The organism is Bacteroides sp. 51 (assembly GCF_010500965.1).
In the GTDB taxonomy this organism is placed as follows: Bacteria; Bacteroidota; Bacteroidia; order Bacteroidales; family Bacteroidaceae; genus Bacteroides.
Genome location: NZ_QVMI01000015.1, coordinates 155,749 through 175,750, shown reverse-complemented (window position 1 = coordinate 175,750; position 20,002 = coordinate 155,749). Strand labels below are relative to the sequence as shown.

Sequence of the window (20,002 nt, the reverse complement as noted above, 5' to 3'; positions counted from 1 at the left end):
CCGGGTGTCAACACACTTTACACCCGGGTGTCAACACATCTGACACCCGGGTGTGAATGGCCCTGACACCCGGGTGTCAGAAAAGCCGGGAAACTTTCTCTCTAAGCTTTTACTTCTTTACATACACACAGAAGCTATGCGCGGGAACGGAAATCGGCTGTGTTTCCTGGGCAATGGTCAAGTCATCGCCTCCGTTTATATAATCCGTCCAGGTACCTGTTTGCTGGAAGTTCACCTGGCAAGTGATAGTCTGGCTGGTGAAGTTACCAACAGCCACCAGCCCCTCTCCGGTAAGACTCTTCAGTGAAACATAACGGCCGGCGTTCCAATCGCTTACCCCAACCCTCCAGTTCATGGTTGCCGCCTGCTGGAACAACGACTTGTGAGATGTGCGTAAAGCAATCAGCTTACTGTATGTATCGTACAAGCCCTTGCGCTCTGCCACATCTTTATAGTTCCACAACACGGGTTTCGGACCGGTTTTATCGCCATCCGCATCCAGAGTTATGTCATAGCCCAGCTCGCCGAACTGCCAAATCATTTTGGGTCCGGGAACGGTGAAGAACAACGACGCGTTGACCTCCAACTGATGCATGCGCGTAGCCAGATCCGTTTTCAGCGCACCCGTAGCATAAGCCGTTTGCTTATATGCAGCACGTTCCTCGTCGTGGCTTTCCATGTATCCTACCCATCCGCCGAAAGGCATGGTGGTGCCAAAATTCGTTAGTCCCGTAAAAGCACTTTCCGACGAATAGCCCATCGCACTCTGGCAGTATGCATGGTTACGGTTACGCCACAGTTGCATACCGGCTTCGGCAAGCACTTTTTCTTCCGCTTCAACAGCGAAGTGTTCCAGAATAACTACCGCGTCTTGGTTTACCTTCATTATGGCATCGTTATACCCTTTCAGAATGTCGATGCGGGTTTGGTCATAGGCAGATGCTCCGGCATCATCCGAAGATTTCTTCTGTGTAAAGCCCTTGGTGAGGTCGAAACGGAAGCCGTCTATCTTGTACTCCTCAAGGAGAAATTGCAGATTGCGCTTCACAAATGTCTGTACCAAACCAGATTCGTGGTTAAAATCATGAAACACACTATGAGGATGAGGGGCGTCGACATTGAACCAGGGGTTATTGCTTGCCGTTTTATTCTTCGCCGCATCCCAATACAACTTAGCAAATGGATTGGAACCCGTGGCATGATTGTAAACAACATCCAGAATCACAGCCATACCCTTACTGTGGCACGCATCAATAAACTTCTTATAGTCATTCTTGGTGCCATACGCCTTATCCATAGCAAAATAGAAACAGGGATTGTAGCCCCAACTTTCGTTCCCATCGAACTCCTGAACAGGCATAAGCTCCACGGCATTCGCTCCCATCTCCCTGATATGATCCAATTTGGCCAAAGCCGCATTGACACTGCCTTCGCTGGTAAAGTCGCGGAACAACATTTCATAAATAACCAGGTTGTTTTTATCTTCCACTTTGAAATCAGCGGACTGCCAGTTATAGGCATCCGGTTGTGTCTTGAAGGTCGAAATAATGCCTGCTGTTTTGCTCGAAGGATAACCACGCAAACCAGGATAAATTGAAGCGGGGATATAAACATCCATAGGATCAATCACCTTTTCGGTATACGCATCGGCCAGGCGGATATTCCCGTCGGCCTTCGTGCCGATGTAATACTGGAAGGCGTATTCCGTCTGTCCATTCAGCCCGCTAAGCGTCAGCCACCAGCATCCGGCAGCCTCATCCCGCTTCATCTGATAGGCATTATTTATGGTCCAGTCATTGAAATCGCCGATTACATAGGCATAGTCTTTATGATTGCCCTTCGTATCCTTATCATAAAGTACAAGGGTTACGGTAGATGTACTGACTATGTTAATGCCTTCCTGCATGCCCGAGGGCATCGAAGCATTTTCAGTCGCAGCAGGCTTAAAGGTATTATCGGTTACGGTAATAAAAGCATCAGATTCCTGCTTCTTTCCATCCGAGCTGCGGACTACCAGACCGATCTTCTGAACCGGCATTCCATTCGTTACGCCAAACCAGGAGCGGATAGACGAAGACAGGGTCAAGCTCCAGGCGTTCTCCGCTTCCTTTGTCATTTTGCATTTACTTATATTCTCGTCCCAATCGGCCGGAACATACAGCCAATCGGTTCCCTCTACCACGCCGATATGTGCATACACATCGCCGGTATATCCGTAAAGGGCCGACGACTTAGGTGCCTTGAACGTAATCTTAGCCTCTGCCGTATCATCTAGTGATGCCGGGGTGAGGGTGATGCCTTCGGCCAGTTCCGGGTCGGGATCAGGATCGGGACCGGGACCCGGAGGAATGACCGGATCTTTATCGTCGGAGCAGGCTGCAAATATAAATAGAGAAATAAACAGCCAACTCAGAAACTTGTTTTTTGTTATCATAAGTATTAAGAGTGAAAAAGTCCAAAAGCTCCCCCTCACTCTTTCGAAGAACATAGAGGAGGAGCTTTCAGACTCTTTTTTGCATTATTTATTATTGAATTCTACCTGTATCGCTGCCGAAATTCAAGTAAGCTTTTTGGCCTGCAATAACAGGAACAGCCGCTTGGTCGCCACCTTTTCCACGATATTCAATCTTACCATCAAATATATTGAACTCCGTTTTCCACCAGTCAATTCCCGGTAAAGCAATAGCCATGCGCAGGTCGTCACTTGCAACGAATGCAGGCGAAACAAACTCGCCGCTAGCATCAGCGGGTATGGTAAAGATATCGGCCGGATTCGTTGCGATATCAGACCATCCTCCGTTAGAGGTATTGCCTATCAACCAAATCTGTGGTTCTGCAAATTGAATAGTGTAATCGCCATCTGCTGTAACAGTAAGCGCCACAATATACCACCCGGCATTAGCTACTTTCACGTTTCCACCATTATCGGTTAATCCAGCTAATGATATAGACTCTGCCGGAATGGTTGCTTCCATGAATCCGATACCATTATCCCAACTTGCTTCCGGGAAGAACTTAATTTCCGAACCGGCTTCCAAGTACACCACTTTCCAGAAACCATCTGCACTATTCATTGGAGTAAGCCCATAACTACCCGGGATATCCCATCCCCAAGGAGAACCTGTGATATACATGGTTTCGGGTATTTCAAACTTAGGACCAATTTTGTATGTATAATTATTCATATCCAACTGGATTTTCATCTCACCCGCACCATAAATCAACATAGCCCCTGGTTCCGGCTCTCCTTCTCTTTGATATACAAGCGTACCTGCTTTTGAATCATCATCATTCTTTGCAGAACCCAACGCCGTCCCCCAGAACTTATCTAAATCATCCAAACCCGATTGGGGAATAATTTTAAAGTATGTTTTATCTTCCGTCAAATCAATTATTAGTTCAAACAACCCTTCTCCCAAGCTTGTAAACTGCGGTAAGCCAGTTTGCTTCCAATCATTTACCGTACCAACCATATAATAGTTTTCTTCAATAACAAGCGATTTGGTGATGGCAACCAATGACATATCAGCAGTTTTTACTCTTGTAGCCTGCCCGTTTGCAGTAATCACAATAGCATAAATGCGCAATTTAACACTATTAGATTTTCCTTCTTTTCCATAAAATGCCCACAATGCATCCTCAAAATCATTTGTGCTCACCTTTATTTGGTTGTTCTTTTCTGCAAAAGGCAAACCTATCTGTTCTGCAAACTCATCGTCTAAACCTAAATATACTTCATATTGTGCAGTCCCACCTTCCTCAATTGTAATATTATCTATTTTTATAATTTCAATAGAATCGGTAGTAACTGTGTTCAGGTCAATAGAGCCAGCCACAACACTTGCTTGAAAAGAAATGTCTTTTGCGCTCTCTTGCTCATTTGTTTGCGGAGCTGCCCAATCATCATAGTTATCATCACAAGCAGTGAATGCAACCACAATCAGAAGAGCCGCGATGTATAGTGATATTTTTTTCATATTATTTCTTTTGATATAGTTATACTTCCTTATTTTACAGAGCCTGTACCGTCCATAAAGTTCAGATATGCCTTCTTACCGATAGTCACATTTACACGTTCCTGGTCACCTCCTGCACCGCGATATGCAATCTTTCCGTTCAGAATAACAAATTCTGTTTTCCACCAATCAAGATCTTCCAACTTAACACACATCCTCAACTCACCATCGGCTATAAATGCTGGCGAAACAAACTCTCCGTCCCGATCTGTAGGTACAGTAAACTTACGAGCATCATCAAATGCATCCCAACCACCCGAAGGATCACCTGTCAGGTAAACGATAGGTTCCAGGAACCGAACTGAATTGTAAGTCATTGCACGTCCGGTTAGTGTACCATCAACAATAATTAAATACCATCCGGCTTTACCCACTTTAATATTACCACCATTATCTGACAGATCGGCCAATGCAATAGATTCGTCAGAGAATAAAGCATCACTATACCCGCCAACATTTTCATCATCAAGAGCACTTACATTGAATTTAAATTCATCGCCTGCATCAAAATACATAATGCCCCAAAACATACCCGGATTACTGTGCACCGGAGGCAGAGCTATGCTGTTTATCCAATCCCAACCGTTGAAACTACCAATAACATACAAATTGTCTACCGTTACAGGAGCTTCCGGATTTGCCAGTACTTGATCGAGTTTTATAACATTTGAGTAAATCACCCCAGCACCTGTACTTGTCAGTGCTGCTTTTAAACGCGCATATACCACAAGTGGAGTGTCGGCAGGAAGTTCTTCTTCCGAACCAGCTTCCCATAATGTTACGATAGCTTTCGACAATTGTACGGCATCCACATTCATACGAGCCGAAGTATATGTCGTTTCAAGCGTTTCATATGCTCCTTCGGTAGTAAAATCATTCGTCAAAGATACTTGCACGGTATATGTTACAGCTGTAGTATATGCATAATTGGGCTGTGTACAAGTTAACTCCAATGACGTTGAGTACTTCAGATCATAGACTGTCGAAGCATATGCCGGTGTATTCAGCACAAACGTCGTCGGATCTTCATATGTTGGATTTTCATCTCTATCATCGTCACAAGCTGTGAACCCTAACAGGGCCAGAAAGAGTATAGGAATTATATATAATTTTCTCATAACGGATACTATTTTAAAGATTCATAACCAGGATTTTGTACAAGATTCGGGTTTGCAGTCAGGTCTCTATCGCTGATCGGATAAATATTAAACTTACTATTAACATTTGCCGTACCCTCTACTACACCACCTTTATATGCCCAAACCTTATCTTTCGTAAATTTCCCAAAGCGCACCAAGTCTGAACGACGTTGACCTTCCCAATATAATTCACGGGCACGTTCATCCAAAATAAAATCCAGCGTTAAATCAGTAGCCCGAATATTTTGGGTTGCATCGCCGTTAGCTCTTTCACGTAAAGCATTTACATAACCTACAGCCGTTGCTAAATCAGTGCCCGATGCATTACGGGCAGCACATTCTGCATAAATCAGATAGATATCTGCCAAACGGAATAGTGGGAAGTCTGTATAAGGATCGGCAGTCGGAGTTACCGATGCTCCATCCCATCCCAGATTAGTAAATTTGTAGCTCAAGTAACCTGTATTCCAATCGCCCATTTTTGTATTTACATCTCTTCTATCTTTTACTGTACCATCTTCATTATATGACTTCACATCAAAGAAACGATAACGTTGGTCTTTTTTGATAGTACTTCCATGCTCATCATAATTACCCCCATTGCTTGGATCAGGACCATTGAACAAAGCAACGAGTTGCTGGGTTGGTTTCAAACATGTCCATGAAGAAGTCATACCAAACCATGTTGGGTCCAATACACCACCGTACGCAGCAGCGGTCACCATAATTGTACTGCCATAACTTTTCGCATTTACATCATCAAATGGAATAGCGTAAATGATTTCTTTCTTCTTCATTGCCGTTAAATGGTTTTCACCACAAAACAAGTTTTTATAATCATCTTCCAATCCGAAGCCAGCACCAATAACCTTTGTTGCATATTGTGCCGCTTTATCATACATTGCTTGTCCTGTATACACTTCTGCATTTAAATACATCTTCGAAAGTAAAGTGTAAATAACCGGTTTGGTTATGCGCCCGTAATTTGCCATCGAAGGAGTTTCGTCAAGATTTCCATTTTCAGAAAGATCAAGCAGTTCCTCAACTATTTTATTAAAAAGCGGAGTAGCCCCTATTTGAGAAGGCTTCCAAGACTTGTCACCCGTTGGGCTATCATCCCAAACCACACCCGGATTTCTATATAAATCAATTAAATAGTAGTAGTTCATAGCACGAATACCACGGATTTCATCTCTATATTTTTCAATATCAGGTATACCTGTTTCTACAGTGTAAAGATCAAGAAACTCTTTACAATAACGTATATTCAGCATGGCACGCTGATAGAATGTATAGGAATAAAACAGGGTATAATCCCAATTTATTTCACAAAGTTCTTTAATGCCTTCATCGGCCCAGTTCCAAATAGCTTCATCGGTTGGGTAAAGTTGCATTGAAAGCAAGCCACGGAGGAATACCAATGAACCTTGGTCATCACCCTGCAAGTCGGGTTCAACGCCCGATGGTCCTTGATTTCCCGATAATCCGAAGCCACTATATATCTTCGCTAAAAACGAGCGGCAATCGTCCTCATTAATAACCGTTTGATTTGACTTGTCCAATTTGGGTTCTTGATCCAAATCATCAAGACACGATGTTACCATTAAACCTACTCCTATAAGGCTTAATAATATGTATTTTTTTAGATTCAGTTTCATAATATCACAGTTTATTAGAAGTTAATATTCACACCAAATAAGAATGTCAGAGGGCGTGGATAAACATTTCTATCCATACCGCCATCTACTTCCGGATCCAGCCCGTCATAATTGGTAATAATGATCGGATTCTGTACACTGGCGTAAATACGAGCGTTAGAACGTGTCGTAAAGAACTTATCAAAAGTATAACCAAGAGTTATATTATCAATTTTCAAAAACGAAGCATTCTGAACAAAATAATCAGACTGACGCTGTCTTTCCATAAAACCGGTCTTAACGGCAGCAAGTGGTTTATTAGACAAAGCGTTGTTGCCAAATATCTCATTTATAGCAAGGGCCGAATTAGCTGCCGTTCCATTATAGTTATAATTGCCCAGGCTTACACGTCCATTAAATCCAAAATCCCATTTCTTATAAGACAGTTTTGAATTAAAACCCATCAATACATCTGCATCCGACTTTTTGTAACGATATAAGTCTTTATCAGAAATTACTCCGTCTCCGTTTCTGTCGACATATTCACCTTCAATAGGTTTGCCTGCGTCATCATACACTTGTTGATACACATAATATGAACCTGGAGCATATCCTACACTATGAATTTTTACACGGATACCACCATCGCCACCGCTCGATTCAAAACGTCTACCCGGTGAGTCAGAATTGTCATTGTATGTCAATTCGGTAATCTTTGTTTTATTATAGGCAATATTGAAACCAACATCCCAATTCCAGTCTCTACCAACAATTGGTTTTGCATTAATAGAAAACTCAACCCCTCTATTCTCCAACGAACCGATGTTTGACACCACATATTCTGCAAAGTCAGTACCAGCAGGTACGTTTACCTCCGCATTAATCAGGTCTTTTGTTTTTCTATAATAGAAATCTACCGCACCATTAATACGGTTATTCAAGAAACCATAATCAAGACCAATGTTGTATGTAGTTGTTTCTTCCCATTTCAAATCAGGGTTTGCAGCTGTAGGTGAGATTACATTCACCCACTGAACACTCCCATCGGCATTGTAGAATGGATACATAGCACCACCTTTACCATCTCTATAGAAAGAAAGGTAAGGATAATCTCCTTGATTAATTTCTTGTTGGCCGGTAACCCCCCAGCCTAAACGCAGTTTCAATTCATTCATGAAGTCAAGACCATTCATAAATGATTCTTCGTTTAGCTTCCAACCTAAAGCAACAGATGGGAAAAGCCCCCAACGGTTATCTTTAGAGAAGCGTGAAGAAGCGTCATCACGCAGTGTTACAGTCAACAAATACTTGTTCTGCAACGTATAATTTAAACGCCCGAAGAAAGATAAAAGAATATACTCTGTATCATACTTCTTATATTCACTGCTTACTGTTGTATTCTGTCCGTAACGATCAACTTCTCTTGACAGATAATATCCAATATTATCAGATTTCGAACGATAGCTTTGATAAGAATAACCAGCCATTGCATCCAGATTCCCATATGAACCAAAATCTTTAGCATACTGCGCATAGAAATCGAATAATTGATTACTCTTGATTGCACCATAGGTGTAATTACTACCTGTTTGGTTATCGTCCGGACTATAGTTAGATGGTGCATTCGGATCAATATATGTTTGACCATTCGTTCTGGTAAAATCCAATGCCAGGTTCATATTCAAACGTAGCTCAGGCAAGAAATGCACTTTATAATCGAATTGCACATTACCGACAAACGATTTTACAGTAGAATTGTCGTCTCTCATTTTCAAAAGAGACACCGGATTTATACCAGCAGAACTGGCTTTTGTTCCTTCAGGTGAATAATCGCCCGTCCATGTGAAGAAACCACCATACTTTGAATTACCATTATATACAGGCTTTGTAGGGTCGAACGAAACCGCTCCCCCAATAGCCCCTGTATCTGCAAATTGATTTTTGATATATACACCTTTAGCATTCACATTTACTTTGAGGTAATCGTCAAAAAACGAAGGAGTTAAAGAAAGGCTCCCTGTATATCTTTCAAAATTCGATGTTTTAAGGATACCATCTTGGTTGGTATAACCCAAAGATACACGATAAGGCAAAAAGGCACCGATAGAACCGTATGCGCTCAAGTTGTGATCAGTCGAAACCGCTGTGCGAAGAACTTCATCTTGCCAGTCTGTACTTACATTAGGATAAAGATTCAATGCATCCAACATCAAATCGGTAGTCTGCGGATGGTTAATTATAAATTCACGATATTCATCACCACTCATAACGTCCAATGTATTCCGTTTCGTACTTACAGACACATTACCGGCATAGTTGAACTTAACCTTACCGGAAGCTCCTTTTTTTGTAGTGATCATAATAACACCATTCGAAGCACGTGAACCGTAAATAGCTGTAGCCGAAGCATCTTTCAGTACAGTAAATGTTTCGATATCCGCAGGATTAATCGTACTCAATGGATTGCTTAATCCATCGGTCGTTCCACCACCCATTGTTACTCCATCAATAACAATTAATGGATCATTACTTGCAGACAAAGACGAACCGCCGCGAATACGAATATTCGCACTGGCACCTGGTTGCCCACCAGAAGAAGTGATAGCAACACCTGCAACCTTACCCGCCAATAAATCTTGCGGACTTACTACAACCCCTTTATTCTGTTCATCCGCTTTTATAGCGGTAACAGAACCAGTTGCATCGCCTTTCTTCACCACCCCATAACCGATAATCACGGCTTCATCCAGCAGAATAGAATCATCTTGCAAAAGCACATTTACTATTGGTGCAACTTTTACTTCTGCTGTTTTATAACCGATAAATGAAATCTCGATTGTAGAGTTTTGAGGAGCATCAAGTGTAAAATTACCATCAAAATTGGTAATTGTACCCATGGTAGTACCTTTCACTAAAACATTGGCGCCAATTACAGGTTCTCCGGTAGAGTCCTTTACATGCCCTTTTACAGTTACCTGCTGGGCATATGCGCCTAACGACAAGAACATCCCCATTAGTAGGGGTAGAATCATTCGATAGATTCTAAGATTAACTTGCTTCATGCATCTAAAAATTAAAGTTAACAATATAGTCTCTTATAATATTTCTCAAATTGAAACACGAACACGCCCGTCCGGTTCCTTCTAACCATGCAACAAAAATAGAGTTTACCTTTAATGAAGTTAACAACAAATCCACCAAATCTGCATTTACAGTTATGCAATCGTTTGCAAAGCATTGTTGCGGTAAACTCAACACCCGAATGAACAATTATATTTAATTACAGTACATTTGTATTAAAGAAAACGGCAGAAGCCACCTTTTGTTTTGTGATTCGTTGTTTTCTACCTAACTTTACCTTAGTCTTGAAACAAAACATACCATGAGTAAACCGCAGATAACGATCAAAGACATTGCTAAAGCATTGGGTGTTTCCCCCTCTACTGTGTCGAGAGCCCTGAAAGATAATCCTGATATTAGCCAGGAGACGAGGGATGCCATACATAAATATGCGCAAGAGCATAATTACAAGCCTAATGCCCTTGCACTTAACTTGCGCACAAGCCGGTCGAACACAATTGGGGTTATTATTCCACAATTAGTACATCACTTCTTCTCTTGTGTACTGAGTGGAATTGAAGCTACAGCAGCAAAAGCCGGATATAATATTCTGGTGGCGCAAAGCAATGAAGAATATGAACGGGAAGTGAAAATCGTGCATTCCTTTCTGGCAGCCAGAGTTTGTGGAGTAATCACTTCTTTGGCAAAAGACACCGTACAATATGATCATTATCAGGAATTGCTGAACAACAACATACCCATCGTATTTTACGACCGCATCTGTACAGGAATCAATACAGAACGCGTAGTAGTCGACGATTATGCCGGATCATTCGCAGCAGTGGAGTATATGATCCAAACCGGATGCAAACGGATTTACTTTTATAGCAGCCCTCCACACATGGAAATCTCCAAAAATAGGAGAAATGGTTACCTTGATGCTATGAAAAAATATAAAATGCGGGTAGATGATAGCATGATAAAATTCTGCGATACCCGCGAACAAGCAATCGCCATTACCCCCGATATACTGGAAGAAGAAAACAGACCGGACGGGTTCTTTGCGATTAATGACGAAACGGCTTCAGGAATACTATATGCATGTAAACAAGCCAAATTAAAGATACCGGAAGAAGTTTCCATTTGCGGGTTCACCGATGGGGCTATTGCACAGAACACCGACCCCAAACTAACAACAGTAGAACAACATGGTGAAGAAATTGGCGAAAGTGCCATCAGCCTTCTCATTGATAAGATAGAAGGCAATATGGAAAAGAGTTCAAATAAAATCGTAAGGACCAATCTGGTTGTACGAGGAACAACGAAGTGAGTTTTGAGTTGTGAGTAATGAGTGGGCTTGTATGGAACTTAATCATAATATCCTCCCCTCAAAACCCACAACCCCAAACCCATAACTCACCACTCATAACTCAAAACTCATAACTCAAAATATATGAAAGTAAAACCTGATTTAAGTTTTTGGAAGCTATGGAATATCAGCTTCGGTTTTTTCGGCGTACAAATTGCCTATGCATTACAAAGCGCCAATATCAGTCGTATATTCGCAACCTTGGGTGCAGACCCTCACAACTTGAGTTATTTCTGGATTCTCCCTCCACTGGCTGGAATTATTATCCAACCCATTGTAGGCTCAGCCAGTGATAAAACATGGACACGGTTCGGGCGCCGTATACCTTATTTATTTATAGGTTCGGTGGTAGCAGTCATCGTAATGTGTTTACTGCCCAACGCCGGAAGTTTCGGGATGACAGTAGGCACAGCTATGATATTTGGTCTTGTATCGCTCATGTTTCTTGATACGGCAATTAATATGGCTATGCAACCATTCAAGATGTTGGTTGGCGATATGGTAAACGAAAAACAAAAGGGTCTCGCCTACTCTATCCAAAGTTTTTTATGCAATGCCGGAAGTTTGGTAGGATACCTGTTCCCCATCATTTTTACCTGGATGGGTATCAGTAATATAGCCGAAAAAGGTACAGTTCCCGATTCAGTAATCTATTCATTTTATATCGGAGCTATTATACTTATCCTATGCGTGGTATATACAGTAGCTAAAGTAAAAGAGATGCCTCCCAGAGAGTTCGAAGAGTTTCATGGCATTACATCTACTGAAAAGAAAGAAAAGACAGACTTCATTTCCTTATTGAAACACGCACCTAAAGTTTTCTGGACGGTAGGATTAGTACAGTTCTTCTGCTGGGCAGCATTTATGTATATGTGGACGTACACCAATGGAGCTATTGCCGACACCGTTTGGGGAACGACCGATGCCCAGAGTTCTGGCTATCAGGAAGCAGGAAACTGGGTAGGGGTATTATTTGCTGTACAAGCCATTGGTTCTGTTTTATGGGCTGTGGTTCTCCCATTCTTTAAATCTCGCAAAATGGCTTATTCACTTAGTCTTATATTGGGAGGAGTCGGCTTTATCTCTACCCTATTCTTCACCAATCAATATTTATTATTCATTTCTTACTTCCTGATTGGTTGCGCATGGGCAGCAATGCTGGCATTGCCATTCACTATCCTGACTAATTCTATCTCGGGTAGAAGTATGGGCGCCTATTTAGGTCTTTTTAATGGTACAATCTGTATTCCGCAAATTGTAGCAGCACTGGTTGGTGGCGGATTACTCTATATGGTTGGCGGACGGCAAGTAAATATGCTTGTTCTTGCCGGTATTCTTCTGATTATTGGAGCTGTTTGTGTTTACTTTATAAAAGAAACAGTCGTTACTCATAAAGAAACCTCTTCTCCTCAGGAGGCATAAGACAGGGGTAAAAAAAGGTCTACGAGATACCACTGGAATGGCACCGAGATACCACTAGGATGTCGGTGCCATCTCAGTGGTATCTCGTAGGGATCCCATTAGTATCTTTTCAACAAAAGTAGTTAAGAGCCCCCGTTGAATTACTTTTTTTTGTATCTTGCCGTTCATCAACATTTTTTTCCTTGATTACCATGAAAAAGATTCTGAAAACAGACGAGTGGAGTATTATAGAAGAAGGATTTCATGCCGATTACCAACGAGGATCAGAAAGTATTTTCAGTTTAGGGAATGGCCGGTTCGGACAACGTGGGAACTTTGAAGAATCATATAGCAGCGATAGCCTGCAAGGATCATACCTTGCAGGAATCTCTTTTCTGGACCGCACCCGCGTAGGCTGGTGGAAGAACGGTTACCCTAAATACTTTTCCCGCATCCCGAATTCTCCGAATTGGAGTGGTATACACGTTCGCCTGATTGATGAAGAGGTTGATCTGGCCATTTGGGACATAAGTAGTTTTAGCCGCCGATTGGATATGAGAGAAGGAGTTTCTTACCGCGACTTTGAAGTAACCTCCCCTAAAGGTAATACGCTGAGAATCCATGTAGAACATATCAACAGCATGGCAAACCCGAATTTATGCGCCATCAAATACAGTGTGACATCAGTCAACTATGAAGGAAAAATTTCGTTAATCCCTTATCTTGATGCCAACATAAAACACGAGAGTTCCAACTTCAATGAAAAGATGTGGAATGTTCTACGGCTGGAAACTAAAAACGAATATGCCTACCTTTGGACGCAAACCAAACATGAGGATTCGCAGGCGTGTTTTGCCATGACATACCAACTTTTCAGAAACAGCAAGGAAATTACAACCAATCCTATTCGCATTGAAAAAGAAAAACAGGTAGGTTTTAGTGCCGGTTCGGATATTAAATGCGGAGAAAGAGTTACTCTGATTAAATATACAACAATAGCTACCACTCTGTATTACGACCGCCAGTCTTTAGTAGACGAATCTGTAACCCAGAGCAAAGAAGCAAAGCAAAAAGGTTGGGACACCATACTTGAGGAGCACCGTCAGGTATGGAAAGGTATCTGGGACGAATCGGACGTTATCATAGAAGGCGACCCTGAAGCTCAACAAGGTATACGGTTCAATATATTCCAACTACATCAAACTTACCGGGGAGATGATCCACGCCTGAATATCGGTGCAAAAGGATTCACCGGAGAAAAATATGGTGGCAACACCCACTGGAACACAGAACTTTGCTGCATTCCTTATTTTCTATTCACACATCCCAAAGAAATAGCCCGTAACCTGCTGTTGTACAGATACAATCAACTACCCAAAGCAATAGAGAATGCCAGAAAATTAGGATTCAATAATGGTGCGGCACTATATCCTATGGTCACAATCAATGGAGATGAGTGTCATAATGAATGGGAAATCACCTTTGAAGAGATTCATCGAAATGCAATCATCTGCTATGTCATTGCGCAATATACTGTTATGACAGGCGACAAACGATATTTGGCAGATTATGGGCTGGAAGTAATGATTGCTATCTGCCGCTTTTGGGAACAACGTGTATCTTTCTCACAGAAAAAGAAAAAGTATGTTATTCTTGGTGTTACGGGCCCTAATGAATATGAAAACAATGTAGACAACAATTGGTACACAAACTACTCGTGTGTACAATGTCTTAAAGTCACCATTCACTATTTAGAGGTTATAGCACACGATTATCCTGATAAATATACTGATGTACGCCGGAAAACATCTTTCCAATATACAGAAACCAAGCATTGGCAGGAAATCATCGACAATATGTATTTCCCCGAAGATGACGAGCTGGGAATTATTGTGCAGCACGATGGCTATATGGACAAAGAATTAAAATCTGTAGATGAAATTCCGGTTACCGAACGGCCTATAAATCAACACTGGTCGTGGGATAGAATTCTGCGTTCATGTTATATCAAACAGAGCGACGTGGTACTCGGACTATACTTATATTATTTTGCATTTGATCTGAATACAATGCGCCGCAATTTTAAGTTCTATGAACCGAAAACATTGCATGAATCGTCATTATCTCCGTTTGTTCATTCTACTATTGCCGCAAGAACCGGGGATATAGAAAAAGCATACACCTTGTTTCTCCACTCCATTCGGCTGGATCTGGACGATTACAACAACGAAATCAGTGAAGGACTCCATATTACAAGTATGGCCGGAAGCTGGCTGGCACTGGCTAAAGGGTTTGCCGGAATGCAGATCATAAACTACAGTTTACGGTTTACTCCCGTCATACCTCAAAACTGGAAGCGATACACATTTAAAACCAGATATCAAGAAAGATTATTGCTTATCGAGGTTACCCAGGAACAAATGAACATTCATTTGCTTGCCGGAGATAAGATTGAGGTGTATATAAACAACGAAAAACATTTTATCGACAAAGGAAGAAATAGCATAATGCTTCCCAGCCAGCAACTGGTTTCGGCAGGCATGTAGCATGTTTATACAACTAAGATACAAGTTTTAACAATTCGGTTAACTTCTAATAAAACTATAATTCCTATATTTGTCCCCATCAAATAGGTTAAAGAAGACCGAGCACATTACATTTAGTCAACAGAAACAACTTATAGTGAATACCAGAAACTACTTTGCAGTAGATTAAAGAAACAACTTGATAGTAAAAACGTTAGAATTGCATTATTCCGGCAATTATCCTTTATTGAATTATAAAGCTTGTCTTTACAAAAAACAAAGGAGGGATTATGCGGTTATAAAATAAAAGATTATAATCTTACGCCCTTATGCGGTTAAAAAGATTAGTTGTTTCCAGCACTACCATCTCTAGTTATCCGTGTTTTTCCTATAAGCAATTTTAGAGTAAGCTAAGTTTGCATTGGCAAAAGGCTGAATGAATGTATTGCTCTTTTTCTGTGCCACAGAAGATGAGAATTACGGATGAGTGACTACAAAGGAAAAACAAACTTCTCAATAGCTGAAACATTAAGATTACTCTGTGGAGTAATCTTGGTCTGGGGAGGATCTATTCATGGAATGGCTGCCAAGGACGCTGTTAAAACAGCATCCGGCGGTGATTTCATTGAAATCTCGTTCAGAGCAAACCCGGCACACGCCCCGGATACCTTGATTACAAGAACAGCACGCATTTACTATCGTGTAAACCGAACAGAGATAGACAAAAACTATATGGGCAACGCCCATACATTAAATGCGATAGATCAACTATTTGCCAACATCACACTAAAAGAAGAAGACTTTATTGCCATAACCGGTGGGGCATCGCCCGAGGGCGGTTTTTACAACAACCAACGCTTGTCTGTAGACCGGGCACTTTCGCTCAGAAAATACATCATACAAAAATATCCTCAAATAAAAGAGCATCAGGTAGTCATACTACCCGATGGAGAAGATTGGGACGGACTTATAGGCAAGATCGAAAAAGATAAGAACGTTCCTGCCCGCGACCAATTGCTCGATATACTTCGCAGCAACCTGAACCGGGAAAACCAAAAAACGAAGATCAAAGCGCTGAATGGCGGAAAGACCTACGCATATATGCTGACACACGTATTGCCCTATCTGCGGGGAAGCGCTACCGGTACGATATATTCAAGAAAACAAGAACAAATAATCCGGATTGATACAGTGGTTGTATTTCGTTCCGATACCGTTTATCTCGAAAAAGAAGTAGTCCGTATCGACACGATCTGCCCCGACGTTATGCGGAAAAAACCGAAGAAGCCATTCATCATGGCAGTCAAAAGCAATTTGCTTTACGATGCTGCATTGCTGCCCAACCTGGCGGTTGAGATCCCGTTCGGACGCAAGTACAAGTGGTCGGTAGCCATAGAGGGCAACTGGTCGTGGTGGAACACCAATGCCGACGACTATTACTACCATCGGATACAGATAGCAGGGGCCGAACTGCGCCGGTGGCTTGGCTATAGAAAAGGAAGACCACTAAACGGATGGTACGTTGGAGCCTACGCCTATGGAGGTACTTACGATATCCGCCTGTTTACCAATAAGAACAGCGACTATGGGCAGCTCAGCAACTGGAGCTACTCGGGTGGTCTGACTGCCGGATACGCTATGCGCATATCCAAACGGTTCAACCTGGAGTTTGGGCTTAATGCCGGGTATCTGGGTGGTAAGTACTATAAATACAACGTAAGCGACTGCCAGGATTGTACATTCCCCAAACGGAGCACACACAACCGGAACTATTGGGGTCCAACCAAACTCAATGTTTCATTGGTATGGTTGATAGGTAAACTTAACCGAACTAAAAAGATGGAGGAGCTATAATGAGAAAAATACACTATCTTCTCCTATTGATGTTGATTACGGTGTCTTGCAAGAACAAAGACCTGTGCGAAGATGACGTATGTGTTGGCGGAGGCGACAAACGCATCAAAGTAGTTGTTAACTGGGAAAACCCGGCAGAAGAAACACGTGCCATGCGAATGAATATATTCTCGACAACGGATGGTGTGACCGATTACGGCAGAGACAACATCCCGGTGGGTGGAGAGAAGTATATCACCCTGACCGAAGGTGCGTCGTACCGCCCCTATTGCTACGATTATTATTCGAACATACAATTCCGCGACGAAACCACGATTGGGTCGTTTCAGGCCTATCTGGTAGAAGCTTCACGGGCAACCTACAACGAATTGGCTTCGCCGGTAGAAGGCGAACGCACGGTAAACGATCCGGGAGGCGACTTCTATGTGCACTCGTGGGTGGAGGACTTCGATGTCGTCTTCAAAGAAGATCCCACGCTGGTGCTCAATTTCTATCCAAAGAATATACTTCGTCAGTTCACCTACCGCATCAACGGTATAGAAGGTGCGCAGTATATCAGTCACGCGCGGGGAGCTACATCGGGCATGGCGGCTACGTACTATTTTTATACCGACAAGTTGGCAACGGAACGTTCTACCATCTTGTTCGACAATTCGGTGGTAGGCACCATCAGCGGTACCAATACGGGCTATATAGAAGGTGAATTCTATACTTTCGATCCGGTATTTCCTTACAAAAACCGGTTTACCATCGAGATATTTTCCAAAGCCAGCAAGTACTACACTGCCTACTGGGATGATGTATCGGAACAAATAGCCGAATCGATGGCCGACCGCGAAGCAAAGTTGGCACGCGACGGATACGATATTCTGATTGAAAATGATATAAACACAAAGATTCCCGAAATACCCGATCCCGGCGGAGACTCCGGATCGAACGGCGGATTTGAAATCGACGTAGGAGAATGGGATAATGTGGATATCTATTTATAAACAAGCACGTAAATTATTAATTAATTAAATTAACAACCACTAGAATGAGAAAATTATTTTTAATTGTTACAACACTTGCATTCACGTTGGCATCTTGTTCCAACGATGAGGTACTAGACACTACGAACAATATGGATGGTTCCATTGAGTTTCGGACATTAACGGATAAAGGCACAAGAGCGGCTATTACTGACGAGAATAGTATTTTGAGTTTTACTGTTTCGGGCATCAAGATGACAAAAGAAGCCACTCCAACATCCGACGGCTATCTATTTGATGCTTTCGGTATTACACGAGGTGAAGACAGCAACTGGGACTATACTCCAAAACGTTACTGGCCAAAAGATCGTACAGTAGACTTTTATGCTTATAGCCCTTCTTCTTCTAAGAATGTAACCTATGGTATTAAGGGATATGATGCGACTAGCAATAATTCCATTGCTTATACAGTTCCTCAAATCAGTAACAAAGATGCTCAGGAAGACTTTTTGGTAGCAAGAATTACAAAGCAGGATGGTGGATTGGATGGAAAAGTTCCTGTAAAATTAAACTTCCACCATGCGCTTTCGCGTGTGATGTTCTTTGCCAGAACTACACAGAAAAATGTAACATACACGATTGATGAAATAGAATTGGTGAATCTGTACGAAAGCGGTATGCTTGATTTGACAAACACCAGAATTGAAGAATCAGGAGGTTTAAAGTATACAACTGCTCTTCAACCATGGGGAAACACCGGAGCCCACGTAAATTACACTGTAGATATGGGAAAGTCGCCTATATATCTGCTTAATGATTACGCTTCGGTATTAGGAGAAACTGGTGCTGTAATGGTATTGCCGCAGAAAACCGAATTGTCAACTACGGGAAAGACTGCACCTGCAACAGATAAATTCGCCATAAGAGTAAACTACAAAGCATTTGTTGATGACATATACTATGCAGGTTCAGCCGATAAAAGCGAAACAAAATATTTTGCAGTAAAAGACCCTACGTATGGAACATCCGATGGTATTACTTTCGAAATGGGACGCCAGTATAACTTCTACCTAGAGTTCGGCGACGAAGTTGGCGAGGCTATTAGCTTTGAAGTTGGCGTAAGCGAATGGTCAGATGCTCCGGCTTCTTACCTACCGGAAATGGCCGACTACAGCCATTTGCTTAGTGCTGATTTGATTACAGAAGCCGATGGTAAAGGCACTGGCGGCATCGTAGACGGAAAAATAACTAAAACTGAGTTAGAAGCCGTAACAAGTATTACTGCTAGTAAAGTAGGCTTTAATTTCAAAGGTATTGAATATTTCACACGCCTTCAAACGCTGTCTATTGCAGGTGTTACAGCAGATTTGGATGCATCAAAGAATACACAACTTACTACCGTTTCTATCTCCGGCTCTACACTTGGTACTGTAAACTTGTCGAATGGTGTGCTTACAACACTGACGATTTCAGGAACCAATACGATAACTTCTTTGAACGCATCGAATAATAAACTGACGTCTGTACCTTCAGTTTCGGGTATAAGCACCCTTAACTTATCGAATAACAGACTTGCGGGCGCTATCGAAATAAAGGATGGAAGCTTCAAAGATTTGAACTTATCAAACAACGCTATTACAACTCTTAAAATTCCTAGAGTCAGTACCTCTGGAGTGTTGGACTTGAAAGGAAACACAACTTTAAATCAGATAGAATTCAAAGATGACTCAAGTTCAATAACCCAAGACTTTACAATAAAAACGTTAGACGTATCAGACTGTTTAAGCCTGAATAAAGAAAACGGCATATATTTATATTACGGTGTTACAATAAATACTCTAAAGGTTTGGAAGAGTTGGGACAAAACTACTGGTAACCTAGTCTTGGGTCAATATAGTGGTGAGGTTGGTGCTAGCTATAAGGGACGTATAGGCGAAGTTACAGGTGCAAACCCATCCACTAACAATTACAACCCATATCCAGCCCCTTAGTCTGCACCCATCAGCACACTAATATAATCCGGAAGGGGC

At 42.0% G+C, this 20,002-nt stretch carries 11 protein-coding genes; 6 read left to right on the top strand and 5 right to left on the bottom strand.

Translation table 11 applies throughout. The features are described from left to right. Nucleotides 1-109 precede the first annotated feature (109 nt). From D0T87_RS12665 to D0T87_RS12645, 5 genes are all read right to left on the bottom strand, one after another. Complete coding sequence (locus D0T87_RS12665; protein ID WP_239063647.1) at nucleotides 110-2,434, bottom strand: alpha-amylase family glycosyl hydrolase; 2,325 nt, start codon at nucleotides 2,432-2,434, stop codon at nucleotides 110-112. Between the two features lie 91 nt (nucleotides 2,435-2,525). Further along, nucleotides 2,526-3,977 (bottom strand): DUF5115 domain-containing protein, encoded by a 1,452-nt coding sequence (locus D0T87_RS12660; RefSeq protein ID WP_163175495.1) that lies wholly within the window; start codon nucleotides 3,975-3,977, stop codon nucleotides 2,526-2,528. A 29-nt stretch (nucleotides 3,978-4,006) separates the two neighbouring features. Next, entirely contained in the window at nucleotides 4,007-5,134 is a 1,128-nt protein-coding gene (locus tag D0T87_RS12655) for a SusF/SusE family outer membrane protein (protein WP_163175494.1), read from the bottom strand. Between the two features lie 8 nt (nucleotides 5,135-5,142). Continuing rightward, complete coding sequence (locus D0T87_RS12650) at nucleotides 5,143-6,813, bottom strand: RagB/SusD family nutrient uptake outer membrane protein (RefSeq protein ID WP_203558682.1); 1,671 nt, start codon at nucleotides 6,811-6,813, stop codon at nucleotides 5,143-5,145. A 14-nt stretch (nucleotides 6,814-6,827) separates the two neighbouring features. Next, a complete protein-coding gene (locus D0T87_RS12645; protein WP_163175493.1) occupies nucleotides 6,828-9,854 on the bottom strand; it encodes a TonB-dependent receptor in 3,027 nt (1,008 codons plus the stop codon). 320 nt (nucleotides 9,855-10,174) lie between these two features. Between D0T87_RS12645 and D0T87_RS12640 the strand changes: the two genes are divergently transcribed. The 6 genes from D0T87_RS12640 to D0T87_RS12615 all read left to right on the top strand — a co-directional run bounded on the left by D0T87_RS12640 (nucleotide 10,175) and on the right by D0T87_RS12615 (nucleotide 19,963). Continuing rightward, on the top strand, nucleotides 10,175-11,182 hold the full coding sequence (locus D0T87_RS12640; protein WP_163175492.1) for a LacI family DNA-binding transcriptional regulator: 1,008 nt from the start codon (nucleotides 10,175-10,177) through the stop codon (nucleotides 11,180-11,182). A gap of 123 nt (nucleotides 11,183-11,305) precedes the next feature. Beyond that, nucleotides 11,306-12,643, top strand: coding sequence for an SLC45 family MFS transporter (locus D0T87_RS12635; protein WP_163175491.1), 1,338 nt, complete (start codon nucleotides 11,306-11,308; stop codon nucleotides 12,641-12,643). Between the two features lie 191 nt (nucleotides 12,644-12,834). Continuing rightward, on the top strand, nucleotides 12,835-15,168 hold the full coding sequence (locus D0T87_RS12630) for a family 65 glycosyl hydrolase domain-containing protein (RefSeq protein ID WP_163175490.1): 2,334 nt from the start codon (nucleotides 12,835-12,837) through the stop codon (nucleotides 15,166-15,168). A 462-nt stretch (nucleotides 15,169-15,630) separates the two neighbouring features. After that, nucleotides 15,631-17,001, top strand: a complete 1,371-nt coding sequence (locus tag D0T87_RS12625) for a DUF3575 domain-containing protein (protein ID WP_163175489.1) — start codon at nucleotides 15,631-15,633, stop codon at nucleotides 16,999-17,001. After that, the gene (locus D0T87_RS12620; protein WP_163175488.1) at nucleotides 17,001-17,993 is read left to right on the top strand and encodes a DUF5119 domain-containing protein; all 993 of its coding nucleotides are present in this window, start codon (nucleotides 17,001-17,003) and stop codon (nucleotides 17,991-17,993) included. Before D0T87_RS12625 ends, D0T87_RS12620 begins: the two co-directional genes overlap by 1 nt. 44 nt (nucleotides 17,994-18,037) lie before the next feature. Continuing rightward, nucleotides 18,038-19,963, top strand: coding sequence for a fimbrillin family protein (locus D0T87_RS12615; RefSeq protein WP_163175487.1), 1,926 nt, complete (start codon nucleotides 18,038-18,040; stop codon nucleotides 19,961-19,963). Nucleotides 19,964-20,002: the final 39 nt, after the last annotated feature.

What these genes read in the sequence shown, in the direction of transcription:
- D0T87_RS12665 (WP_239063647.1), bottom strand. Translation starts at nt 2,434, where the DNA reads ATGATAACAAAAAACAAGTTTCTGAGTTGGCTGTTTATTTCTCTATTT.
- D0T87_RS12660 (WP_163175495.1), bottom strand. Translation starts at nt 3,977, where the DNA reads ATGAAAAAAATATCACTATACATCGCGGCTCTTCTGATTGTGGTTGCA.
- D0T87_RS12655 (WP_163175494.1), bottom strand. Translation starts at nt 5,134, where the DNA reads ATGAGAAAATTATATATAATTCCTATACTCTTTCTGGCCCTGTTAGGG.
- D0T87_RS12650 (WP_203558682.1), bottom strand. Translation starts at nt 6,813, where the DNA reads ATGAAACTGAATCTAAAAAAATACATATTATTAAGCCTTATAGGAGTA.
- D0T87_RS12645 (WP_163175493.1), bottom strand. Translation starts at nt 9,854, where the DNA reads ATGAAGCAAGTTAATCTTAGAATCTATCGAATGATTCTACCCCTACTA.
- D0T87_RS12640 (WP_163175492.1), top strand. Translation starts at nt 10,175, where the DNA reads ATGAGTAAACCGCAGATAACGATCAAAGACATTGCTAAAGCATTGGGT.
- D0T87_RS12635 (WP_163175491.1), top strand. Translation starts at nt 11,306, where the DNA reads ATGAAAGTAAAACCTGATTTAAGTTTTTGGAAGCTATGGAATATCAGC.
- D0T87_RS12630 (WP_163175490.1), top strand. Translation starts at nt 12,835, where the DNA reads ATGAAAAAGATTCTGAAAACAGACGAGTGGAGTATTATAGAAGAAGGA.
- D0T87_RS12625 (WP_163175489.1), top strand. Translation starts at nt 15,631, where the DNA reads ATGAGTGACTACAAAGGAAAAACAAACTTCTCAATAGCTGAAACATTA.
- D0T87_RS12620 (WP_163175488.1), top strand. Translation starts at nt 17,001, where the DNA reads ATGAGAAAAATACACTATCTTCTCCTATTGATGTTGATTACGGTGTCT.
- D0T87_RS12615 (WP_163175487.1), top strand. Translation starts at nt 18,038, where the DNA reads ATGAGAAAATTATTTTTAATTGTTACAACACTTGCATTCACGTTGGCA.